Source organism: Halomonas sp. C22, assembly GCF_007655045.1.
Taxonomy (GTDB): Bacteria; Pseudomonadota; Gammaproteobacteria; order Pseudomonadales; family Halomonadaceae; genus Vreelandella; species Vreelandella hamiltonii.
Genome location: NZ_VBVC01000001.1, coordinates 207,309 through 229,123, shown reverse-complemented (window position 1 = coordinate 229,123; position 21,815 = coordinate 207,309). Strand labels below are relative to the sequence as shown.

The window sequence follows — 21,815 nt, the reverse complement described above, 5'->3', positions numbered from 1 at the left end:
TGGCAGATCAACAGGCGCACTTGGGCACCGCTACGGGTCAATGCACCATGAAAGCGCTCATCGTAGAAGATAACGACAATCTTGCGCGCTCGATTGCCTCGACGTTAGAAGAAGCCAGCTTCACCATCGACGTGGCCTGCGATGGTGAAAAAGCGCTGCTCATGCTGCAGCAAGGGGGGTATGACCTGCTGGTACTGGACCTGGGGCTGCCGCTGCTCGACGGCATGTCGTTGCTGCGCCTGTTGCGCCACCAGCAGAACACCATTCCCGTCTTGATCATCTCCGCCCGCGACACCTTGGACCAGCGCATTTTGGGGCTGGAAGTCGGCGCGGACGACTATCTGTGCAAGCCCTTCTCGCTGAACGAGGTAGCCGCCAGAGCCCGCGCGCTGGTCAGAAGAGCCAAGCATTTTGGCGGTGAGAGCCTGCGCTGCGGGCGCCTGGAGTTCTTTCCGGATGCCATGGAGCTGCGCGTGGACGGCCAGGCCCTCACGCTACACCGCCGTGAGCTGGAGGTCATCGAATACCTGCTGATCAATCAGAATCGGCTGGTCAGCAAGGACCAGATCATCGACCGGCTCTCCTCGACGGATGAAGCCATCAGCTACGCCGCCGTGGAAACCTACATTTCACGTATTCGCAAAAAGATCGGCCATGACTTCGGCCTGAAAACCGTGCGAGGGCTGGGCTATTACCTGGCCCCACCCGCCTCGGAGGAAGGCGCGTCTTGACCCCGACTCCCCGCTCCATCCGCAGTCGCCTGCTGCTGTGGATTGCCTTGCCGTTCACCGCCCTGGCCTTCCTGGCCCTGCTCTCCAGCTACCTGCTGCTGAGCAAGCAGATCAACGAAGCCTTCGACGCCATGCTGCTGAATGCTGCCCAGCGCCTGGAGCGTCGGGTATATACCGCCGATGGCCAGCTACGCATCAACATGCACTACTTCAGCATCAGCACGCTGGGCAGTCGTGGAGAGGGCAAGATTTTCTACCGTATCCGGGAAGCCCAGGGGGGCATGATTGCCGGTTTTCAAGGGCTGGGCGATCCGCCCGACTCCCTCGACGCGCCGCTGTTTTACGACGTGGCTTACGCAGGCAACGAGCTGCGGGCCGTGGCCTTGACCTTCCCTTTTCGCCGCGGGCGTGATGTCGTGGACATCGAAGTCATCGTGGCGGAATCAAAAGAGACCCGGCACTCATTGACCCACGACTTCATGGTCACCCTGGCCGGGCTCACGGCGGTGACCGGGCTGCTGGCGATCACGCTGGCGCTCCTCGCCATCCACCGTGGCCTTGCCCCTTTGAACGCCATCAGCCGCGCACTGCGCCAGCGCTCGCCCCACGATCTGCAGCCCATTCGCGACAGCGTGCCCAGGGAAATACGTCCCCTGACGCAAAGCATCAATTACCTGATGCAACGCATGCAAAGCAGCATTACCAGCACCCAACAGCTCAACGCCGACGTTTCCCACCAGCTACGCACGCCCATTTCAGAGATTCGGGCACTCACGGAAATGACCCTGAAGAGCGAGCAATCACCCGCCAACAGGGCCAACCTGCTGGAGATTCAGCGCATTGCCGAGCATGCCGGGCACACCGTGCAACAGCTGCTGAAATACGCCAAGACCCGCAGTGAGCTGTTCGAACTCACCCAGCTGCAGGCCGTCGACCTGATCGCACTATGCCAGCAGACTTGCCAGCAGGTCGCCACCGGCATTTACCAAAAGGGCCAGGAGCTGGCCTTCGAGCAGCCCGAGGCCCTGCCCTCCATCCATGGCGACCCCATTTTGCTGCAGTGGCTGGTGATCAACCTGATCGATAACGCCAGCCTCCACGCGGGCGGCGCGCTCCCTTACCAAGGCACCATTACCATTGGCCTCACCCATGACGCCGATACGGTACGACTCAGCGTGCACGATGACGGCGTGGGGGTGGACCCCGCCCGGCTGCCGCAGCTCACCGAACGGTTTTTCCGCGATAACGCCCATGCACCGGGCAGCGGCCTTGGCCTGGCCATCGTCGAACAGGTGGCCACTACCCACGGCGCCCAGCTTGCCGTGCGCAATCGCCCTCAGGGCGGGCTGGAAGTCACGGTGGCGTTTCCGGTGCTGCCAGCGTCGTCAGGCGGATCATCAGCGGCGTCATGAAGATCAGCAGCAGCAGCCGCAGAATATGGTGAGAGACCACGTAAACCGGGTCGATCCCCATGACCATGGCGATGACCGCCATCTCCCCGACGCCCCCCGGTATCAGCGCCAGCATCACCGCCACGAACGGCAATGACGTGACGCTGGCCACCAGCCAGGCCATCAACGCGGCCACCACCAGCGCAAAGAGCGCATACAGCATGCCGAACCGCCCTACCCGCACCACCTGTTTCCAGTGGGTGCCTGAAAAACGCGAGCCCACCGAAGATCCCAGCACCAGAAAGGTCACCAGCAGGATTTCATTGGGCAGCGTGTAGGCCACGCCCACATTGGCAATCAAGGCACCTGCCGCCATCGGCCCCAGAAACTCCGGTAGCGGCAAGCGGATCAGGCGACCCAGCCACCAGCAAGCAGGAGCCAGCAGCAGTGGCAGCACCCCCATGAGCGACAGCGGCTCGGCAGAGGGCGGCAAGGCCACGCTGTCGACGAACAGGCTGGCCAGCAGCGCTGCGCCCGATACCACGGTGACCAGCCTCAGCGAGTGAGAAATGGCGATCCAGCGCAGGTCACCATGGGCACGCTCGGCCAGCACCAGGGCCGAGTTCATGCTGCCTGGATAGGCACAGAACATGGCGTTCAGGCTGCCGACGCGGGCACGAGCAAAGATCCAGTACCCTCCTGCCAGCATCAACACCATGTAGGCCAGCATGGCCAGCACGCTGGGGTACCACTGCACCAGGCTCACCAGCTCGTCCGCGTGGATACGACTGCCGATGAACAGTCCCAGTAGTGCAATGGCCACGCGATGCAAGCGCTTGTCTACCCCGGTGCGAACGCCCGCCAGAGAAACGCCCATGACCATGAACAGCGCCCCTAGCATCCACGCCAGCGGCAGCGAAAAAAGGGTGGCCACCAGGCCACCCAAACATCCCAAACCAATGGTTTTCAGCGTTTTTTTCACCCGCTCCCCCGTTGTTGCGCTACGCTTTTGCCGCCACGCGCCGTGCCTGAAAGCGCTTGACCAGCGGCTGGCCAAACAGCGAAATCAACAGCAGCGCCAGGATGGCCAGGGTCGCAGGCCGCTCCAGCACGTAGGTGATGTCCCCGCCACTGATCTGGTAGGAATGCAGCAGCGACTTCTCCGCCAGAGCCCCCAGCAGCATGCCAATGACCGCCGCAGGCACCGAGTAACCGTAGTGGCGGAAGATCCAGCCGATCACGGCAAACACCAGCACCGTGGCAGGCCCGGTCATGTTGCCGGTGAGCCCGAACGACCCCATGACCGCCAATACCAGCACGGAAGGAATCAGATAGCGCATGGGCACCTTGACGATGTTGGCCAGCAGTGGAATGAACAAAATCCCCACGATGACCAGCAAGAATACCTGGGCGAAGTTGGCAAAGATGATCGCATAGACCACGTCCGTTTGCTGGCGGATGAACTGCGGGCCACCGGTAATGTTGTGCATGGCAAACGCAGCCAGCATTACCGCCGTTGCCCCACCGCCAGGAATGCCCAGCGCCAGCAGGGTCGCCATGGAGCCACCCTCCGAGCTGCTGTTGGCTGCCTCGGACGCGACGACCCCTTTGGGGTTGCCCTTGCCGTAGGAGTCCGGGTCTTTATCCCGCCGCTTGGTCTCGATGTAGGAGAGCAGGTTGGAAACCGATGACCCGACACCGGGCACCGCGCCCACCAGCACACCGATCAAGCCACCGCGAATCATCACCACAGGATGACGCAGCGCCATCTTGCAGCCCTGAAAAATTTCGCTGGCACGTACCTTGCGCGCATCCGCCGACTCGACGATGAACCCCTTGTTGGCCAGCTTGAACAGCTCGGACGCCGCAAACATGCCCATCATGGCAGGAATCACCGGCACCCCATCCAGCAGGTAGGTTTGCCCCATGGTGCCGCGAGCCAGGCCAATCTCGTTGAACCCGATGGTTCCTACCAGCAGCCCCACGAAACCGGCCACCAGGCCTTTGAGCACCTGCTCACCCTTGAGGCTGGCGATCAGGGTCATGCCCCAGAGGATCACCACGAACATCTCGGCGGGCCCCAGGCGCAGCACCATGTAGGAGAGCGGCTGGATCATGAAGAACAGCACCACGTAGCCCATCAGCGAGCCGATCACCGAGGAGGCCAACGCCACCCCCAGCGCCTGATTGTGCTGCCCGCGTCGCGCCATCGGGTAGCCATCGAAGGCCGTGGCAATGGCCGAGGAAGTGCCGGGAATGTTCATCAGGATGGCCGGGATCCCTGCGCCAAACGAGCCGCCGGTAAAAATCGCCGTCAAGAACAGCATGGCCTGAATGAAGTCCATGTACATGGTCATGGGCAAGAAGATCGCCATGGCCATGGAGATCTGCAGGCCCGGCGTTGCCCCAAAAATCAGCCCCAGCACGATACCGGGAACCACTACCAACCAGGGCCCTGCGCTGGAAAAGAGCAGGTTCATACTCTGCTCGACGGCACCAAAATCAATCATGTTGCCTCCTTCGATGCATTCAGTTGGGGATCAGCAGCAGCGTCATGGGATAAGGCAGCATGCGCGAAAAGAAGAACGCTGCACCAAGGCCAAACAACGCGCTGAAACTGAACAACGCCAGCCAGTTGCGCTCACCCTTGAGAATCAGAAAAGACGCGATGAACGCCACCGTCGCCAGGTCGAAACCCAGGGTTTCCAACGACATCACGTAGGCGGCAAACAGGCCCACCACCGGCAGCGTACGCAGCAGGGGTTCCTCTTGCTGGTCCTGGGTCAGCAGCGTGCCTTTCTTCAGGCGCAGTACCACCTCCAGGGCAATCAGCGCCAGTACCAGCAGCGCCATGGGAAGAATCAGCAGTAAGTTCTGGGGGGTCGCGGAGACGCGAATGGCATCCATCAGATACCACAGCGTAAAGCTCGCCAGACCGATGAGGACGAGCGCGTCCCCATAGTCACGTTTTTGTGCCGTCATGGGTAAACTCCTGGCAGGCACCCCTTTAGGGTGCCTGCCACTACAGGATCGTCAGACGATGGGGTGATCAGTTGAGCAGGTGGGCGTACTTCTCGAACACTTCGTAGTTTTCGCGCATCAGCTCATTGGAACGCTCAGGGCCTACCCATACGCCGCCCATTTCATTGCGCTCCAGATGCTCTTGCACGTCCTTGCGCGCCAGCGCGTTCTGGATGGCATCCGCGAGGGCTTCGTAACGGCCCGGATGCTGGCGCTCGACTTCGCTGGTCACCGCGAAGCCGCGCATGGAGCCTTGCAGCACAGGCACTTCCAGCTCCATGGGAGCAAGGGCCTCATTGATGGTCGGTGCATCCCACTGCTCGATACGCTCGTCGTTGACGATGGCCAGCGGCGTCAGGAACTCACGAATGCCTTCGCTGCCCTGTGCACTGATGGAGACGAAATCCACCTGCCCACCGGCCACCGCCGAACGCGCTTCACCACCGCTGTTGTAGGTCACCAGATTGAGGTTTTCCTGGGGGATGCCCGCTTCTTCCAGCAGCAACCGCACCATCAGGTGGCCCGCCGAGCCTTGTACCACGGCACCGCGCACCTGGCCGCGCTGCTCACGAATCGCCTCCAAAAGCGAAGGCAGGTCGTCGTAACCGCTGTCCTTGTTGGCTGCGATCAGGTCGAGGTCGAACCACTGAAAATTGATGTAAGAGAAGTCATCCACGCTGAAATTGGCCCCACCCGTCAGAATCGAGTTGGTCAGGTAAGGGGCGAAGGTGGAGGCATAAACGGTGTAGGCGTCGTCCGGTACGTTCAGCACGTAGTTGGAAGCGACCTGAGTACCCGCCCCGGGGCGGTTGGTGACTTGAATGGGTACGCCAATCTCTTCGGAGATGTATCCCGACATCAAGCGGGCCAACCGATCGGCACTGCCGCCGGTACCAAACCCGACGACCATGTTGAGCGGGCGTTCCGGGTAGCTGTCTGCCGCAGCAGGCAGCACCATGGCCAGTGACGCTACCGTGACGGTGGCGCCCACCAACAGGGATTTGAGCGCGCGAGGAAACGAGCTGACAGGTTGCTTGAGCATAGCGATGTCTCTTGTTGTGCGTGTTATTAGAATCAGGCGGCTGCCTGTAGAGAACAACGCTATCCCACGAAACTGTCATCAACCTTGCACGAGGATCAAAACCAACTAAAGTCTAGTCCCCGCGCCTGCCCTCCGGCTGAACCTTCCGACCGACCTACGAAGGTTCGACCTTGGCTTGATCGCGGGCCAATTCCTCCTTTTTCGTTAGCTTGCGGTAAAACACCGCTACGGCCGTGGAATTCAGCACGATAAACAGCGAATACATGACGGGTATGAGCAGAATCAGCTGCTGTGTTTCGCCACTGAACGTCATGATGACGATCAATGCGGCCAGCGGGCCGTTTTGAATCCCCGTTTCAAGAGAGACCGTGCGGGCTTTTTGCGGGTTGAGTTTGAGCACGCGGGAGAATAAATAACCGAATAGAAAACCCACCAAACCGAGCAGAATCACCGCTGCATATACCTGCCAGCTGGTCTCCATCAGCAAGCGCCAGTTGCGCGGTGCCCACGTCACCACCAGAAACACGATCACGATAGCCCCCAACACGCCGCCTACCAGCTCAATGACGGCGCCAAGGTTGGCATTTTTACGGCGTATCCACATGCCCAACAGCGTTGGAATCAGCAGTACGAACAGCAGGCGGCCAATTTGGTCGGGCGGTATGCGGAAGGCGTCATCGATCCCCTGGGTATAAAACGCCATCCACAGCGGCACCAGAACAAAGCCCGCCAGCGTGGAGCAGATGGTCATCATGATGCTGAGGCTGAGCAGGCTGCGTGAGAAGTAGGCAAAAATATTGGAGGTCGTGCCGCCCGGCATGCACCCCATCAGCACTAGCCCCACGGTATGTTCAACCGACAGGTCGAGAAGGCGCGCCAGGGCAAAGGCGATAAAAGGCATCAGCAGATACTGCGATGAGAAGCCAACCCCAATGGCCTGGGGGTGGCGCATGGAGAGTTTGAAGTCCTTGAAGGTGAGCGATGCCCCCATGCCGAACATGATGATCACCATCATGATCGACAGTAAGCTTTCTTCCAATGGGCTTAGCATAGTGCTGTAACTCCGTAGCCTGCCGCTGTTTGCGGTTATTGTTGTTTAGTCTCGGCGTGACTGCCCTGCACGATGGCACGCACTTCTTTGCGCAGCACCTTGCCAACAGGGGTTTTGGGCAGCTCATCCCAGAACACCACTTTTTTGGGAACCTTGTAGGCGGCAAGCTCTGTTTTACAGTGCCGGATAACGTCCTTGGCGCTTAGCCCCTGTTCACGCAGCACGACGTAGGCGTGAACCGCTTCGCCTGTCTGATCGTCGGGGACACCAATGACGGCGGACTCTTGCACTTGAGGTAAGCGCGCAATGCTGTCTTCTACTTCGTTGGGGTAAACGTTAAATCCACTGACCAGAATCATATCTTTTTTACGGTCGACGATTTGAAAGTGACCATCCTCTGACATTGTTCCCACATCGCCGGTGTAAAGCCAGCCACCTTTCAGCGTTTTGGCAGTCTCTTCCGGGTTGTTCCAGTAACCTTTCATGATTTGTGGGCCGCGCGCGATAATCTCGCCAGGCTCGCCCGGGGCAACCGTCACGCCCTGTTCATCGACGATGCGCACCTGAGTAAACGGCGCGGGAATGCCGATGCTGTTAGCACGCTCATGCCCAATCGGGTTGAAGCAGATCACCGGAGAGCTTTCTGTTAGCCCGTAGCCTTCGGCAATCGGTGTGCCGACCACCGCGCGCCAGCGCTCAGCGACGGATTTATGTAGCGCGGTGCCGCCCGCCATCGCCACTTTCATGTTTTTAGGCGGGTACACGGTGAACCACTCTTCGTTGAGCAGCGCGTTGAACAGCGTATTGACGCCTGAAATCCAGGAGATCGGGTAGTTATCAAAAGCGCGCTGGCAGTTCTGGATAGGCCGCGGGCTGGGCACGAGCACGTTGTGCGCCCCTTTGCTGTAGAACGCCAGCAGGTTCACCGTGAACGCGAAAATATGGTAGATGGGCAGCGCGGTGAGAACGCACTCTTTGCCAACCTCTATGTGGCTGCCAACCACCAGATCGACCTGTTCTAAATTGCTCAGCAGATTGCCGTGCGTCAGCTCTGCGCCTTTACTGACGCCGGTGGTGCCGCCGGTGTACTGCAACAGCGCGGTGTCTTCACGCGCAATAGCCTGCCAGTAGCGCGCCACGTCAATGCCTTGTTCGGCTTGCCGTGCGCTACCCGTTTGAATGGCCTGGCTCAACGTCACGGCGTTCAGCGAGTGCCTGGGGATGGCTTTGTTCCAATATTTCAGTACGGCATCCAATACCGTGCGTACGACTGGTGAAAACCATTGCGAAAGCGACGTGAGTACGACGTGCTGAATGCCAGTGTTGGGGAGCACGTCCTCCAGCTTGTCGGCAAACATATCCATGATGACAAGCGTCTTGACGCCAGCATCGTTGAACTGATGCTCCATTTCTCGACGCGTATAGAGCGGATTGACGTTCACCAGCACACAGCCCGCTTTCAAAACGCCGAAAATGGCCACCGGAAGCGCGAGACAGTTGGGCATTTGCACCGCAACGCGGTCGCCTTTGGCAAGTCCCAGGGTGTCACGCAGGTAAACCGCAAACGCATCGGAGAGAGTATCCGTCTGCCGATAAGCAAGCGTGCCATTCATGCCGTTGGGCATGCAGGTGGTGAACGCGGTGTGGGAGCCAAACTGCTGGGCTGCCGCAGTGACCATCGCGGGAATACTGGCAAAGCGCGGCTGCAGCTGGTCACCTATTGCGTGATGATGGGTGCCATAAAGATGTTCCCACGGCGCGCTGTCATAGAAGTGATCATTTGACATGCACATTCTCTTCGTTGGGGCCCTTTCATGAAGGGGCCATTGTTTTTATTAGCTTTCTACATGTTTTTCTACCGCACAGGCTCTCCATGGAATAACGCAGCCGCTGAGTTTAAGTCAACCGTTTTAATTTTTGCTTTCGCCAGGTGGGGCGTCAAATAAAAAAACGGGCCAAGCGCAAGACGCACTGGCCCCGTCAGCTCGGCCCTCACACAACCCTCTGACATCTAGTTCCCGCGCCTGCCCTCCGGCTGGACCTGCTGATTCAGAAACGCGATACCTGCCTCGATGGCACTGCCACGCAGCAGGAAGCTGGCGAAATGGCCTCGGCCACGCTGAAGATACAGCTCGCTGGGCGTACCTTGCGCCTGAAGCGCGGCATAAAAATCGGTGGCGTGATCGACGGGCACGAGCCGATCCCAGCGGCCGTGAAACAAGAAGAACGGCGGTGCTTGAGAAGTGATTTGCCGCGCGGGCGATGCCAGGGCATACGCGTCACGCTTCTCTGCGCGCGTACCACCAATGAAGTCCACCACCAGCCGCCCATCGTTGAACTTCAGCAAGTCGCTGGGCAAACCGCCGGCCAGCACCGCAGCAAGCCGGGCATGCTCGCCGCCGTAGGGGTCTGCCAGGGGGCCTTCACTGCCCGCCAGCGCCAACAGGCTCACCAGGTGAGCCCCTGAGGAAAAGCCCACGCCGACAATGCGGTTCGTATCCACTTGCCACTCGTCGGCATGGCGATGCAGCCAGGCCATGGCCTGCTGCAAGTCGTGCAGCTGGGCGGGGAAACGATATTCCGGCACGAAGCGGTGTTCGATATTGACGGTGACGTAGCCCTGTTCAGCCAGCTGCCGGGCAATGCCTGCCATGTCGTCACGGCTGCGGTTACGCCAACCTCCCCCATGCACCAGCAGGGCGGCTGGACGCAGGCCCGCGCCCTCGGTGCGGGGGAGCAGCACATCGGCCACCAGCGGCTCGGGCCAGTCGTCCGGGGTATAGCGCTGCTGGACCAGCGCCGTAAACGGCAGCGCCTCCCGCAGGCCCTGGCGTTCGATGGCCGGTTCACCCAGGCTGGCCTGATGGGTGGCGCCACAGCCACTGAGCAGCGCTACCAGCGCGCCCAGGCGCGCATAGCGGCCAATGAATCCAAGTTCTGGCATGGTGTTCTCCTGTTTCCTGTTCCCCTCACCCTGTGGCGTGATCCTTGCCCCTCCGCATAAGACCACGGTTGTTGCACACTTCCTGCAACCGATTTACACCAAGCCCCTGGATACTGCCATGGTCAACATTAGCCCATTAATGACCCATGAGGTATGCCATGAAAATGTCTCTTAGCCAACGTTTTGCTCCTGCCTTTCTGGCCATTGCCCTGATGCCCCTGGCGTTCACCGCACAGGCCGAGCAGCATGAGCACCGTGGCATGGACCGTGAAGCCATGCACGAGCGCATGGAAGAGCGCCGCCAGGAAGTTTACCAGCGCGCCGAGCTGAGCGAAGAGCAGCAAACCGCGCTGAATCAGGCCCATGCCGAGCATCGTGAAGCGGTCATGGCGCTGCGTGAGGAGCATCAGGCCCGCGTTGCAGAAATTCTGTCAGATGAAGAGCAGCAGGCACTGCGGGATGCCATGCACGACGTGCACGCCGAATACCGTCAGGAGCACGGCAAGCGTGGTGGCCGCCACGGTGATCAGGCCAATGCTGAATAAGCGTTGATTTAACGTTCGTCCTGCCACCCTGCGCCCAGCTCTGCTGGGCGCAGGGCTATCTATACTCCTGTTTCATCATTTTACGTGGTTGGCTCGTCACTTGAACTGGCGTAGCAAACCGCGTATTTTATTTGAACGTTCATTCAAAAATAATTCTTCCCTTGTCTTAACAACAGGAGTCCGCCTCCATGGCGAAAGACAACTCGACCCTCCCCTCGCGGGATCGACTCAACCCCGTGGTTTTCCACGGCAGCGTCGCCGGTATACTCATCTTTCTGGTGATGACCATGCTGTTTACCGAGCAGGCAGGCGCTTTCTTCGACGCGGGCCTGGCCTGGGTAAGCACCACCTTCGGCTGGTACTACATGCTCGCCATCGTCGCCTACCTGGTGTTCGTGGTACTGATCGGCATGTCGCGCTTCGGCAGCATACGCCTGGGCCCGGACCATTCACGCCCGGAGTTTTCGCTGCTCTCCTGGTCCGCCATGCTGTTTGCCGCCGGCATTGGCATTGACCTGTTGTTTTTCAGCGTGGCAGAGCCGGTGGCCCACTACCTGGCCCCGCCGGACCTGACGCCTGAAAGCCAAGAGGCCATGCGCAACGCTGTCGTTCAGACTTACCTGCACTGGGGGCTTTCGGGATGGGGGCTCTACGTGCTGATGGGCATGGCACTCGCCTACTTCAGCTACCGCCACCGCTTGCCACTGGCGATCCGCAGCGCCCTCTACCCACTGCTGGGCAAGCGCATCCACGGCCCCATCGGTAATGCCGTGGATATCACGGCGGTCATTTCCACCGTGTTCGGTATCGCCACCAGTCTTGGGATTGGCGTTCTGCAGCTCAATTACGGCCTCAACTACATGTTCGACGTTCCCGAGACGTTGACGGTACAGATCATCCTGATTGGTCTGGTCGTGGTGCTGGCCACCATTTCCGTGGTGACCGGGGTCGAGAAGGGCATTCGCCGCCTCTCCGAGTTCAACATGCTATTGGCGCTGGTGCTGATGCTGTTCGTGCTGTTTTCCGGCGATACCCTGACCCTGCTCGACAAGGTGGTGAACAACGCCGGTGACTATCTCTCCGGGTTTGTCGCTGCCAGCTTCGATACCTACGCGTTTGCCGACGAAGGCGCCCAGGAGTGGAAAATGTGGTGGACCATTTTCTTCTGGGGCTGGTGGATTGCCTGGACGCCTTTCGTGGGCCTGTTCCTGGCGCGTATTTCTCGTGGCCGCACCATTCGCCAATTCGTCGCCGGTGCGCTGTTCATTCCGCTGTCGTTCATGATGGTGTGGATGTCCATTTTCGGTAACAGCGGTATCGAGCTGGTCGCCAATCAAGGCGTCGTCGAGCTGGGCGAACAGGCGTTGAACTCGCCGCAAACCACCCTCTACACGCTGCTGGAGTACTACCCCTACGTCGGTATCACCGCCGCCGTGGTCACCGTGCTGGGCATTGTGTTCTTCATTACTTCCGCCGACTCCGGCGCCCTGGTACTGGCCAACTTCACCTCGATTCTGAGCGACGTGAACCATGATGCCCCGGTGAAGCTGCGCATTTTCTGGTCGGCCGTGATCGGCCTGATTACCGTGGCACTGCTGATGGCAGGCGGACTGAACGCGCTGCAAAGCGCCGTGGTGATCACCGCCCTGCCGTTCTCGGTGGTGATTTTTGCCATCATGGTAGGCACCTACAAAGCCTTGAAGCTGGAAGGCAGCAAGGCCGATGCACGCCGCATGATTGCAGGTAGTGCGCCTGGCGGCGATTGGCGCGAGCGCCTGGACCGTGCGCTGGATACCTCCAACCGTGCCGGGGCAGCGGCCACCATCGAGCACGCGATCCGTCCCGCCATGACCCAGTTTGCCCAGGAGCTCGAAAGCCGTGGCCAAACCGCCAACGTGACCGAAGAGCAGGTGGAAGGCGAGTCGCTGCCCACCTTGACGCTGCAGGTCGACTTTGGCGAAGCCACCAGCTTTGTCTATCAGGTCTGCCCGCACCGCATGCGCACCCCGAGCTTCATCCCGGCAGACGATGACTTCTACGTGCGCCTGGATGTCTATCTGGCCGAAGGCGGCCAGGATAAAGACCTAAACGGCTATACCCGTGGTCAGGTGATTGGCGATCTGGTGGCCGAGTACGAACGCCACCTGCACTTCCTGACCCTGGCCGGGGAGCAGATGGGCCATGTGCAGGCTATGCCAGGCACCATCGGCGAACCACCTGAAGATGCGCAGATGTAAGTAGCGCTTTACGTACAACGCGTAAAACGAAGAATCCCGGCCACGCGGCCGGGATTTTTTATGCGCGCTGGGCGTTTAACCCGCCATGTCTAGCACAATACGCCCTTCGATTTTACCGTCTATCATGCGCTGAAAAACATCGTTGATATTGTCCAGTGTATCCGTTGCGACGGTGGCTTCCACTTTACCTTCCGCCGCAAAATCGAGCGCTTCCTGAAGGTCGCTACGCGTACCGACAATCGAGCCACGAATAGTGATCCCATTGAGCACGGTACTAAAGATGGGCAGTGGAAAATCCCCTGGCGGTAAGCCATTAAGTACCAGCGTACCGCCACGGCGCAGCATATTTTGCGCCTGATCGAAGGCCTTCGGCGACACTGCGGTGACCAGCGCACCATGGGCACCGCCAATGGTCTTTTTAAGGTATGCCGCGGGGTCGGTTTTCATGGCGTTTACCGTAACCGTCGCGCCCAAGCGCTCAGCCAGCGCCAGCTTGCCGTCATCAATATCGACAGCCGCCACGTTAAGCCCCATGGCTTTGGCATACTGCACTGCCATATGGCCAAGGCCACCAATGCCCGAAATCACCACCCATTGGCCGGGGCGGGTATCGGTCATTTTTAAACCTTTATAAACCGTTACGCCGGCACACAGCACCGGAGCCAGCTCGACAAAGCCAACGTTATCCGGCAGCCGCCCCACATACCCCGCATCGGCCAAGGTATAGTCGGCAAACCCACCATTAACGCTGTAACCGGTATTTTGCTGGGACTCACATAAGGTTTCCCAGCCGCCTAAGCAGTGTTCGCAAAAACCGCAGGCCGAATAGAGCCAAGGAACACCAATACGGTCGCCCTCTTTGACATGGGAGACACCGGCCCCGACCGCCACAACATGCCCAACGCCTTCATGCCCTGGAATAAAGGGAGGTGAAGGTTTGACTGGCCAGTCGCCGTGCGCTGCGTGTAGATCCGTATGGCAGACCCCCGAGGCCGCCACCTTCATCAATACCTCCCCCTGCTTTGGGCGTGGAACATCGACTTCTTCTATGACTAACGGCTGTCCGAACTCGCGCACGACGGCCGCCCGCATTGTATTATCCATGATGCGACTCCTAATAATGGTTAACGGCAGTTCTAAGCTGCTCTTATCCGTAGAGTTAGCGCCAGAGGATGTGCAGCATCGCCCGGCCTAGGCCGGGCGATGGGACGACATAACAAGCGTTTAGAAGAACCCAAGCGGGTTGATATCGTAGCTGACCAGCAGGCTTTTGGTTTGCTGGTAATGTCCAAGCGCCATTTTATGGGTTTCACGACCAACGCCTGACTTCTTGTAGCCACCGAAGGCTACGTGGGCGGGGTACTGGTGATAGCAGTTTGTCCAGACGCGACCCGCTTGAATGCCACGCCCCATGCGGAAGGCCACGTTAATATCGCGGCTCCAAACGCCCGCGCCCAAGCCAAACTCGGTGTCATTGGCAATCGCCAGCGCTTCTTCCTCATCTTTGAAGGTGGTCACCGCCACCACTGGGCCGAAGATCTCCTCCTGGAACACGCGCATCTGGTTATTACCTTTCAACAGCGTGGGCTGAATGTAGTAACCACTGTTGATGCTGTCATCCAGCGTTTCTTTGTCACCACCGGTAAGGAATTCAGCGCCTTCATCCCGAGCGATATCCATGTACGACATGATCTTATCAAACTGCTCTTGGGATGCCTGAGCGCCCACCTGGACGTCGGTATCCAGCGGGTTACCCCGTTTGATGGTCTTGGTGCGCTCAATGACTTTCGCCATGAACTCGTCGTACATGCTCTCTTGAATCAGTGCCCGCGACGGGCAGGTGCACACTTCGCCCTGGTTAAAGAAGGCCAGCACCAGCCCCTCTACCGCTTTGTCGATGAACGTCGGCTCGGCGTTCATAATATCGGCAAAGTAGATATTCGGAGATTTGCCGCCTAGCTCCACCGTGGAAGGAATAATATTCTCTGCCGCGCACTTCAAAATATGTGAGCCCACCGGCGTCGAGCCGGTAAAGGCGATCTTAGCGATGCGTTTACTGGTAGCCAGCGCTTGGCCTGCCTCTGCGCCAAAGCCATTAACGATGTTCAGCACGCCTGGAGGCAACAGATCGCCGATCACTTCTACCACTTTCAAAATTGACGCTGGGGTTTGTTCGGCAGGCTTCAGCACCACGCAGTTACCCGCTGCCAGCGCCGGGCCTAGTTTCCAAGCCGCCATCAGAATCGGGAAGTTCCACGGAATAATTTGCCCTACCACGCCCAACGGCTCGTGGAAGTGGTACGCCACCGTGTTGGCATCAATATCAGCGGCGGTGCCCTCTTGGGAGCGCAGGCAGCCTGCAAAGTAGCGGAAGTGGTCAACAGCCAGCGGAATGTCCGCATTGAGGGTTTCACGCACCGCTTTGCCGTTATCCCACGTTTCGGCCACGGCCAGCATTTCGAGGTTTTGCTCGAGACGGTCGGCGATTTTGAGCAGAATGTTGCTGCGCTCTTGTACCGAGGTCTTGCCCCACGCCGAAGCGGCTTTATGGGCGGCATCCAGCGCTTTTTCGATGTCTTCGGCGCTGGAGCGGGGAATTTCACAGAACACTTTGCCATTGACTGGGCTAATGTTGTCGAAGTATTGGCCCTTCACCGGAGGTACGAACTCACCGCCGATGTAGTTGCCATAGCGTTTTTCGAACGACACGACTGAGCCCGATTCACCTGGGTTGGCATAGATCATGGTGCTGCTCCTGAGTATTATGATTATTAAAAGGTGCCTGTTCAGTGTTGGTCACCGAAGGCAATCCCGATATCGCCCAATGGCAGGATGCACCCTCATTCCTTGGTAGGAGATGCCATGTATTCGCTACTAGTGGCCGATGACCACCCGCTGTTTCGCGACGCGCTTCAAGCGGTCATCCGCGGCGGGCTGGCCGACACGCGGCTGTTGGAGGCTGACAGCCTGGCGGCAGCCATGGCGCATATCGAGGCACACGACACGCTGGACTTGCTGCTACTGGATTTGAGCCTGCCGGATGCCGACGGCCTGGAAGGGCTGAAAACGTTGCGCAGCGCCTTTCCCTGGCTGCCGGTGGCCATCGTTTCGGCGCATCAGGAGCGCCAGCTGGTGCTGGATGCCATCACCCAGGGCGCGGTGGGCTATATCCCCAAGTCCACGCCCAGTCAGCAGCTGTTGTCGGCGCTGGAGCAGATACTCCAGGGGCAGCTGTATCTGCCTGCCGATATCATGCGCCGCCCTACTGCCCAACGTGCCCCTGCCGCGGCCAGCGTATCCTCGTCGGCCGCCCTCCAGGACGTCGAACGACCCGCGCGCCTACCGCGCTTGACCGACAAGCAGTTGGATGTGTTGAGCTGCATGAGCCAGGGGATGTCGAACAAGCAGATCGCGCGTGAACTGACGATTGCCGAAACCACCGTCAAGACCCATGTTTCCGCCATCCTGCGCAAACTGGGCGCGTCCAGCCGTGTGCATGCCATCGTGCTGGCCAGCGAAGAGGATCTGAGTAGCCATATTGCCCAGCGTACGGCCAGCCTGTCGGGCAAGCCCTCCCCTTGAGCCAACGCGCCCTATCCTGGCGGATGGTTCTCCAGTAGCGTTCCCAGCAGCATCTTGAGCCGCAGGGGCTTCAGAGGCTTCAGCAAGTAGTGCAGGCCTGCTTCCCGAGAGGCGCGCTTGACCGCGGCTTCGTGGTTGGCGGTAATGACGACGGTCGCCAGGCCGGGATAACGCCGCCGCAGTCGCGCGGCCAGATCGATACCATTTTCGCGATGCTCTCCCAGATGATAATCCACCAGCAGAACCGCAGGTCGTTCCCCGTCACTGGCCGCCTCCAGCGCACTCACCGTGGCGGCAGCACGCACGCGGCAACCCCAACCGCTGAGCAGCGCCTGCATGCCTGCGAGGATGGCCGGGTCATCGTCCACCACCCACACCACGCAGCCCTGCAGAGGGTCTTCATGCCACCAACCAGCGTTCACCCCGCTTGCAGACGCTTCACCGGCCGCTCCCGCATAGGGCACAAGAATGGAGAACAGGGAGCCACGCCCGGGCCGCGACATTAGCGCAACCGGGTGTTCCAGCATGGTACTGATACGGTCGACGATGGCCAGGCCCAGCCCGAGCCCGCGGCTGTGGTCTCCCTGAGGCTGGCTGGCACGACGAAATTCGAGAAAGATCGCCTGACGCTGCGCTTCAGGAATACCGGTGCCCGTATCTCCCACCATGATCTCGAGTCCGTTGGTTCGCCGCCGACATCCCAACAACAGGTGCCCCTGTTCGGTGTAACGCACGGCGTTACTCAGGAAGTTGCGCACCACTCGCGCCAGCAGTGCCAGATCCGAGTCCACCCAGGCCCGAGACGCCACGTAGTGAAACGACAAGCCGCGCACGGCAGCCACCTGACGATACTCTTCGGCCAGCGCATCCAGCAGGGTACTCACGGCAAAGGGTGCCTTGTCGGCGTGGAGCACCCCGGCGTCCAGCCTTGAAATGTCCACCAGCGTGCCCAGCAGGCCTTCGACATCCTTCAAGGAGCGGCCGATATGCCCCACCAACGCCTGGGAGGCATCGGGCAACGTATGCGTTTCCAAGGCGCTGGCAAACAGCCGTGCGGCGTTCAAGGGCTGCAGCAAGTCGTGGCTGACCGCCGCCAGAAAGCGGGTCTTGGAGAGGTTGGCGGCTTCGGCCTGCGCATTGGCCGCCAACAGCCGAGCATTCACGCGCCCAAGCTCATCCAGCGCGCGATGCAGGGCATCGGTGCGCTCGCGCACCTGCTCGGCCAGCAGTACCGAGCGTTCGAACGCGGCATACGGGGCGCCGCTGGGACTGCCGCCTGACTCCACGCGCTCCATCAACGCTTGGCATACTTTGCGCAAACGGCGATTTTCCTCCTGCAGCGTTGCCATAGTCGGCTGTTCACCGTGTTGCTCAGGAGGCTGGAAGAGCGCCAAAGGCCACCCCCGTAAACGTCTGATTCACATGCATGCCATGGTGCTGCTCACCATAGGTATTGAAACCGACCACGTTGGCATGGCGCAGCAGCATCGAGGCCTGAGCCAGCTGGCCCAACGACTCGAGCGCCATGCGCCGCAAAAAACAGTCACAACCAAGAATGGCCACTGGTGCCCCCAGGCGAGCTTCCACCCGTGCCAGCATGGTCGCCAGGTTCTCCAACAAGGGGGCTGGCTGCATGGCCGTGAGTACGATGCCATTTTCAACGGCACAGTAGAAACTCAGGCTGTCGTCGTCATTGACGCGCTGGATGGAGCGAATGTAGTGCTGGCCTCCCAACCGCACGGCCAGCGGGTGCTGGGCAAATACCACGGGGTCCAGTGCCGCCACCGGACGCCCTACCAGTTCGGCATAGAGCTGGGCCGCGGGCAACCCATTCAGCTCATGTACCCGCCGCTGCTCATGGTCGACCGCCGTCACCACCAGCTTGTGCGCCAGGGGCCGCAAATGGTGCGTGGAAAACACCTCGAACGGCAGCTGAGTATTGATCATCACCACCACGGCAGCCTGGGTGTGAAAGCGGCCATTCGCGTAGACATGGGTATGGGACAAGTGATTGTCGTCACCGGCCGAGCCTCCGAAGCTGGGAATGCGCCCCAGCGCGGCATCCAGCGTGGCCAGCACCTGCTCTTCGCGGCTCGACAAGCCATCCAGCAGCGTGAGCGCAAAGCTGTGCTCATTGACGGGCGCTACCGCCTGCTGCCGACAATGATCAAGCAAGGTGTCGACCAGTGACTGAGCCACGGCGAGATCAAAACCTTCGAGATCGTCGATCAATGCCGTTTCGACGGCGAAAAACCGCTGATCGAGACATATGGCGACAATGGACCCTCGCTCGTAACCTTGCGGAGTCAGCTCACCTGCCGTGGTACAACCGCTGATGGGCAGCTCACCAAAGGCCGCCCCAAGCGCCGTTGCCAATGCCTCCAACGGATACTCCGCGCTGCAAAAGAACAACAAAAAGCCCGCATTGGGATGGTGCAACTGGGAAGCCAGCTCTGCGGCCGCCTGAGCGGGGTCGGCATGGCGACTTGCAGCAGTACGGATACCGTTGTCAGTAGAGTTGATGGTCACGACGCCATTTCTCCAGCGCTGCATGAGTACGACCTGCGCAGTGGCGTACGCTGCTGAATGCACGCATCAGTTGCTCACCTTCGGGCGCAGGCATATCGGCCATCAGCTCCAGGCGCTTGGCCTCGGCAGCCAACCGCTCGGCTCCGATGCTCAACGACTCGCCGCGCAGCTGGTGTGCAAGCCGCTTCACTTGCAGCGCCTGTTCGCTGTCCATATGCCCTTCACTGGAGAAGTAGCCGGCTAGCTGCGCGGTATAGTCGCTGACTTGCTGGTGATAAAGCACGATCAGTTGGGTCACACTCTCGCTACCCAACGAGGCCAGCAGCGTTTGCAGTGCGGACTCGTCCAACAGGCACGCGTCATCATGCTCTTCCGGTGTCTCGGGCATGCTGGGTAGCGGTTGCCCCGGCTGTTCGGTCAGGTACAGGGCCAGCACATTGCTCAATGCCAGCAGCGATAGCGGCTTGGTGATGTAATCGTTCATCCCGGCGGCCAGACAGCGCTGACGGTCATCGTCGGCACCGCCCGCGGTCATGGCGATGATGGGCACCTGCTGACACCAGCCTGCCTGTTGGCGCAGTCGACGCGTGACCTCGATGCCACTCATATCGGGCAGCTGGATATCCATGAACACCAGGTGTACTGGCTGACGCTTGACCATGTTCAGCGCTTCATGGCCATTTTCGGCACACACCACTTCACACCCCAGTCGCGAGAGCAAGCCCACGGCCACTTTCCGATTGACGGCATTATCTTCCACCAGCAGTAGCGAGAACCCCGCGAAATCCTTGGAAGGAGCGACAGGCAAGGGAGCATCGATCGGGCTTGCTTCGACCAAAGGCAGCTCACACCAGAACGTACTGCCTTGACCAGGCTCACTGTTCACTCCCATGCGGCCCTGCATGGCTTCGCACAAGCGCTTGCAAATCGCCAGCCCCAGCCCGGTACCCCCGTAGCGCCTGGCGATGCTTTCGTCGGCCTGCTGAAAGGGCTCGAACAAGGATGCCTGCTGTTCAGGGTGGATACCGCACCCGGTATCGCGGATTTCAAATACCAGTACGTTGACGGTAGAACTGACTCGGATGGTGACGCTGCCATAATCGGTGAATTTGATGGCGTTGGCGATCAGGTTGAGCAGAATCTGGCGTAGCCGACCGGCATCGATCATGACCCAGGCGGGCACCAGCGCATCGATATCCAGCGAGAGCTGCACACCTTTGGCCTGAGCCCTGGGTTCGAACAGTGCCATGACGCCTTCCACCAAGGGAGCGAGCGCCGTGGGGATCGTTTCCAGCGTCAAATGACCTGCCTCGATCTTGGAGAAGTCGAGAATCTCGTTGATCATGGCCAGCAACTGATTGGCGCTCTCGTGGATCGTTCGGGCGTAATCTTCTACCTGAGCAGGGCTGGCAGGCTCACGAAGCAGTTCGCTCATCCCGATCACGCCGTTCAGAGGCGTACGAATTTCATGGCTGACCATGGCCAGGAAATCGGATTTGGCATGGTTGGCCGCCTGCGCCTGGCGAGCGGTCACCTGGAGCTGTTTGCCCAGCTGCTCCTGTTCACGGCGCGCGGCCGCGCTTTCTCGCATTTCACGCACCAAAAACGCAATGACCAGCAAGACGGCCACGCTCATTCCGAACAGCAGCGTAATGAGCAGCTTGTACAGCGCGCTCAACAAGGCGCGCTCTTCTGTTGCCGACTCGGCGAGATAGCCATTGATCGCAATCACGAAACGCTCGGTCAGGCGAGTGAGGGCCTGCAGCTCTGTTTCCAGTTCCGTGATAGGCAGTGGCGTCAGCACGGCATACGGCTCGAACATGGGATCAAGCCGATCCAGTTGCTGTTGAATCGACGCCAATAGCTCCCTCGCCGCACTGATACTCTGCAATAGCGAACTCACCTCGCCTTCACGCAACAGCGTGATGCGGCTGTAGAGCAGCTCGAACCTCAGGTTGAGCGCGTCTTGAGCGGTGGGAGAGAGCGAAGTACGCGTTTCTGCCAGCAGATGATTCAATAGCTGAACGGCATCGCGGTCAAGTTTATAGACCACCCAGGCCGTATCTTCGCGCAGGCTCTGGGTCAGGTTGTCCTGGCGCCATGCGGAGAGCCCTGCCACCACCAGCGCGGCGGCAAACAGCAGCACCGTGATGATGGCCAGCAGCTTGAGACGCCGTGGGTAACGCAGCAAGCGAGGTGCCCGAGGCGTAGACTCACTGGCGGACATTGATATGCATTACCTGCCAGACTGCCCTGAAGCGCATGCGCTCGCTCAGCAGTGCTTCGTCATGATCAAAGGGGTAAAGTACCCATAGCGGGCCATACTCACGAATCGGGATGGCTTGATCATCGCGCTCCAGCGCGAGAATGACATCGTAGTCGTAAAAGTCACTGATCGGGATTTCCGCCTCGTAACCATTCAGCGCGGCAACGTTGACGGTATCTCCCTCATTCTCCAGGAACTCCAGCAACGTGCGCATCAACGGGCCACGGTAGTGGCTTTTGCCTTCTGTCCACGGGGTCCCCGTAGTAAACGAGTGCTGCGGTAACGCCAGCAGCATCTCGCGATCGAACTCAGCCTGATGCTCTGCGTTGGTGGCTCCGATGCCACCGTCGACCGTAAGAATGACAGGCCCTGCAGGCGCTTCCAGCGGCTTTGTCGTCTCTGCCAGCACTGCATGAGGAATGCTGAACGCCAGCATGATCCACCCCAATAACACCGCTTTCACTACTATGCCCTCG

At 59.8% G+C, this 21,815-nt stretch carries 18 protein-coding genes; 5 read left to right on the top strand and 13 right to left on the bottom strand.

What is annotated here, in order from left to right; translation table 11 throughout:
• Nucleotides 1-47 precede the first annotated feature (47 nt).
• Nucleotides 48-731 (top strand): response regulator transcription factor, encoded by a 684-nt coding sequence (locus FEU76_RS01110; protein WP_039175495.1) that lies wholly within the window; start codon nt 48-50, stop codon nt 729-731.
• Complete coding sequence (locus tag FEU76_RS01105) at nt 728-2,143, top strand: sensor histidine kinase (protein ID WP_144979646.1); 1,416 nt, start codon at nt 728-730, stop codon at nt 2,141-2,143. Before FEU76_RS01110 ends, FEU76_RS01105 begins: the two co-directional genes overlap by 4 nt.
• Here the strand turns inward: FEU76_RS01105 and FEU76_RS01100 are convergent.
• From FEU76_RS01100 to FEU76_RS01070, 7 genes are all read right to left on the bottom strand, one after another.
• Nucleotides 2,085-3,056, bottom strand: coding sequence for an AbrB family transcriptional regulator (locus FEU76_RS01100; RefSeq protein ID WP_227407639.1), 972 nt, complete (start codon nt 3,054-3,056; stop codon nt 2,085-2,087). The genes FEU76_RS01105 and FEU76_RS01100 overlap by 59 nt on opposite strands.
• Before the next feature lie 67 nt (nt 3,057-3,123).
• Nucleotides 3,124-4,632 (bottom strand): tripartite tricarboxylate transporter permease, encoded by a 1,509-nt coding sequence (locus FEU76_RS01095; RefSeq protein WP_039175492.1) that lies wholly within the window; start codon nt 4,630-4,632, stop codon nt 3,124-3,126.
• Between the two features lie 19 nt (nt 4,633-4,651).
• Entirely contained in the window at nt 4,652-5,104 is a 453-nt protein-coding gene (locus tag FEU76_RS01090) for a tripartite tricarboxylate transporter TctB family protein (RefSeq protein ID WP_039175490.1), read from the bottom strand.
• Nucleotides 5,105-5,171: 67 nt separating this feature from the next.
• Nucleotides 5,172-6,185: a Bug family tripartite tricarboxylate transporter substrate binding protein gene (locus tag FEU76_RS01085; RefSeq protein WP_144979643.1), complete on the bottom strand. Its 1,014-nt coding sequence runs from the start codon at nt 6,183-6,185 to the stop codon at nt 5,172-5,174.
• Nucleotides 6,186-6,339: 154 nt separating this feature from the next.
• The gene (locus tag FEU76_RS01080) at nt 6,340-7,236 is read right to left on the bottom strand and encodes a bile acid:sodium symporter family protein (protein ID WP_016916240.1); all 897 of its coding nucleotides are present in this window, start codon (nt 7,234-7,236) and stop codon (nt 6,340-6,342) included.
• A gap of 35 nt (nt 7,237-7,271) precedes the next feature.
• Entirely contained in the window at nt 7,272-9,023 is a 1,752-nt protein-coding gene (locus FEU76_RS01075; RefSeq protein WP_144979640.1) for an AMP-binding protein, read from the bottom strand.
• Between the two features lie 224 nt (nt 9,024-9,247).
• Nucleotides 9,248-10,180, bottom strand: coding sequence for an alpha/beta hydrolase (locus FEU76_RS01070; protein ID WP_144979637.1), 933 nt, complete (start codon nt 10,178-10,180; stop codon nt 9,248-9,250).
• Between the two features lie 158 nt (nt 10,181-10,338).
• Between FEU76_RS01070 and FEU76_RS01065 the strand changes: the two genes are divergently transcribed.
• Both FEU76_RS01065 and betT read left to right on the top strand, forming a co-directional pair.
• Nucleotides 10,339-10,725, top strand: coding sequence for a hypothetical protein (locus FEU76_RS01065; RefSeq protein WP_039175481.1), 387 nt, complete (start codon nt 10,339-10,341; stop codon nt 10,723-10,725).
• 188 nt (nt 10,726-10,913) lie between these two features.
• A complete protein-coding gene (gene betT / locus FEU76_RS01060; RefSeq protein WP_144979634.1) occupies nt 10,914-12,962 on the top strand; it encodes a choline BCCT transporter BetT in 2,049 nt (682 codons plus the stop codon).
• 75 nt (nt 12,963-13,037) lie between these two features.
• On the opposite strand, the gene adhP is transcribed toward betT, so the two are convergent.
• Together adhP and exaC are read right to left on the bottom strand one after the other, a co-directional pair.
• Nucleotides 13,038-14,066, bottom strand: coding sequence for an alcohol dehydrogenase AdhP (gene adhP, locus FEU76_RS01055; protein ID WP_170968122.1), 1,029 nt, complete (start codon nt 14,064-14,066; stop codon nt 13,038-13,040).
• Between the two features lie 120 nt (nt 14,067-14,186).
• Nucleotides 14,187-15,707 (bottom strand): acetaldehyde dehydrogenase ExaC, encoded by a 1,521-nt coding sequence (gene exaC, locus FEU76_RS01050; RefSeq protein WP_144979632.1) that lies wholly within the window; start codon nt 15,705-15,707, stop codon nt 14,187-14,189.
• 117 nt (nt 15,708-15,824) lie between these two features.
• Here exaC and FEU76_RS01045 point away from each other — a divergent pair, with 117 nt between their 5' ends.
• The gene (locus FEU76_RS01045; protein WP_144979629.1) at nt 15,825-16,544 is read left to right on the top strand and encodes a response regulator transcription factor; all 720 of its coding nucleotides are present in this window, start codon (nt 15,825-15,827) and stop codon (nt 16,542-16,544) included.
• Nucleotides 16,545-16,555: 11 nt separating this feature from the next.
• On the opposite strand, the gene FEU76_RS01040 is transcribed toward FEU76_RS01045, so the two are convergent.
• From FEU76_RS01040 to FEU76_RS01025, 4 genes are read right to left on the bottom strand one after another with little or no spacing between them, the layout of a single operon-like run.
• On the bottom strand, nt 16,556-17,893 hold the full coding sequence (locus FEU76_RS01040; RefSeq protein ID WP_144979626.1) for an ATP-binding response regulator: 1,338 nt from the start codon (nt 17,891-17,893) through the stop codon (nt 16,556-16,558).
• A 22-nt stretch (nt 17,894-17,915) separates the two neighbouring features.
• Nucleotides 17,916-19,097 (bottom strand): nitric oxide-sensing protein NosP, encoded by a 1,182-nt coding sequence (nosP, locus tag FEU76_RS01035; protein WP_222114770.1) that lies wholly within the window; start codon nt 19,095-19,097, stop codon nt 17,916-17,918.
• Complete coding sequence (locus tag FEU76_RS01030) at nt 19,054-21,300, bottom strand: ATP-binding protein (protein WP_096921421.1); 2,247 nt, start codon at nt 21,298-21,300, stop codon at nt 19,054-19,056. Before FEU76_RS01030 ends, nosP begins: the two co-directional genes overlap by 44 nt.
• Nucleotides 21,287-21,775, bottom strand: coding sequence for a molybdopterin-dependent oxidoreductase (locus FEU76_RS01025; RefSeq protein ID WP_144980281.1), 489 nt, complete (start codon nt 21,773-21,775; stop codon nt 21,287-21,289). Before FEU76_RS01025 ends, FEU76_RS01030 begins: the two co-directional genes overlap by 14 nt.
• Nucleotides 21,776-21,815 lie beyond the last annotated feature (40 nt).

Bases quoted from the DNA above. Each gene is read 5' to 3' on its own strand.
- FEU76_RS01110 (WP_039175495.1), top strand. From the start codon at position 48: ATGAAAGCGCTCATCGTAGAAGATAACGACAATCTTGCGCGCTCGATT.
- FEU76_RS01095 (WP_039175492.1), bottom strand. From the start codon at position 4,632: ATGATTGATTTTGGTGCCGTCGAGCAGAGTATGAACCTGCTCTTTTCC.
- FEU76_RS01090 (WP_039175490.1), bottom strand. From the start codon at position 5,104: ATGACGGCACAAAAACGTGACTATGGGGACGCGCTCGTCCTCATCGGT.
- FEU76_RS01085 (WP_144979643.1), bottom strand. From the start codon at position 6,185: ATGCTCAAGCAACCTGTCAGCTCGTTTCCTCGCGCGCTCAAATCCCTG.
- FEU76_RS01080 (WP_016916240.1), bottom strand. From the start codon at position 7,236: ATGCTAAGCCCATTGGAAGAAAGCTTACTGTCGATCATGATGGTGATC.
- FEU76_RS01075 (WP_144979640.1), bottom strand. From the start codon at position 9,023: ATGTCAAATGATCACTTCTATGACAGCGCGCCGTGGGAACATCTTTAT.
- FEU76_RS01070 (WP_144979637.1), bottom strand. From the start codon at position 10,180: ATGCCAGAACTTGGATTCATTGGCCGCTATGCGCGCCTGGGCGCGCTG.
- FEU76_RS01065 (WP_039175481.1), top strand. From the start codon at position 10,339: ATGAAAATGTCTCTTAGCCAACGTTTTGCTCCTGCCTTTCTGGCCATT.
- betT (WP_144979634.1), top strand. From the start codon at position 10,914: ATGGCGAAAGACAACTCGACCCTCCCCTCGCGGGATCGACTCAACCCC.
- adhP (WP_170968122.1), bottom strand. From the start codon at position 14,066: ATGGATAATACAATGCGGGCGGCCGTCGTGCGCGAGTTCGGACAGCCG.
- exaC (WP_144979632.1), bottom strand. From the start codon at position 15,707: ATGATCTATGCCAACCCAGGTGAATCGGGCTCAGTCGTGTCGTTCGAA.
- FEU76_RS01045 (WP_144979629.1), top strand. From the start codon at position 15,825: ATGTATTCGCTACTAGTGGCCGATGACCACCCGCTGTTTCGCGACGCG.
- FEU76_RS01040 (WP_144979626.1), bottom strand. From the start codon at position 17,893: ATGGCAACGCTGCAGGAGGAAAATCGCCGTTTGCGCAAAGTATGCCAA.
- nosP (WP_222114770.1), bottom strand. From the start codon at position 19,097: ATGCAGCGCTGGAGAAATGGCGTCGTGACCATCAACTCTACTGACAAC.
- FEU76_RS01030 (WP_096921421.1), bottom strand. From the start codon at position 21,300: ATGTCCGCCAGTGAGTCTACGCCTCGGGCACCTCGCTTGCTGCGTTAC.
- FEU76_RS01025 (WP_144980281.1), bottom strand. From the start codon at position 21,775: ATGCTGGCGTTCAGCATTCCTCATGCAGTGCTGGCAGAGACGACAAAG.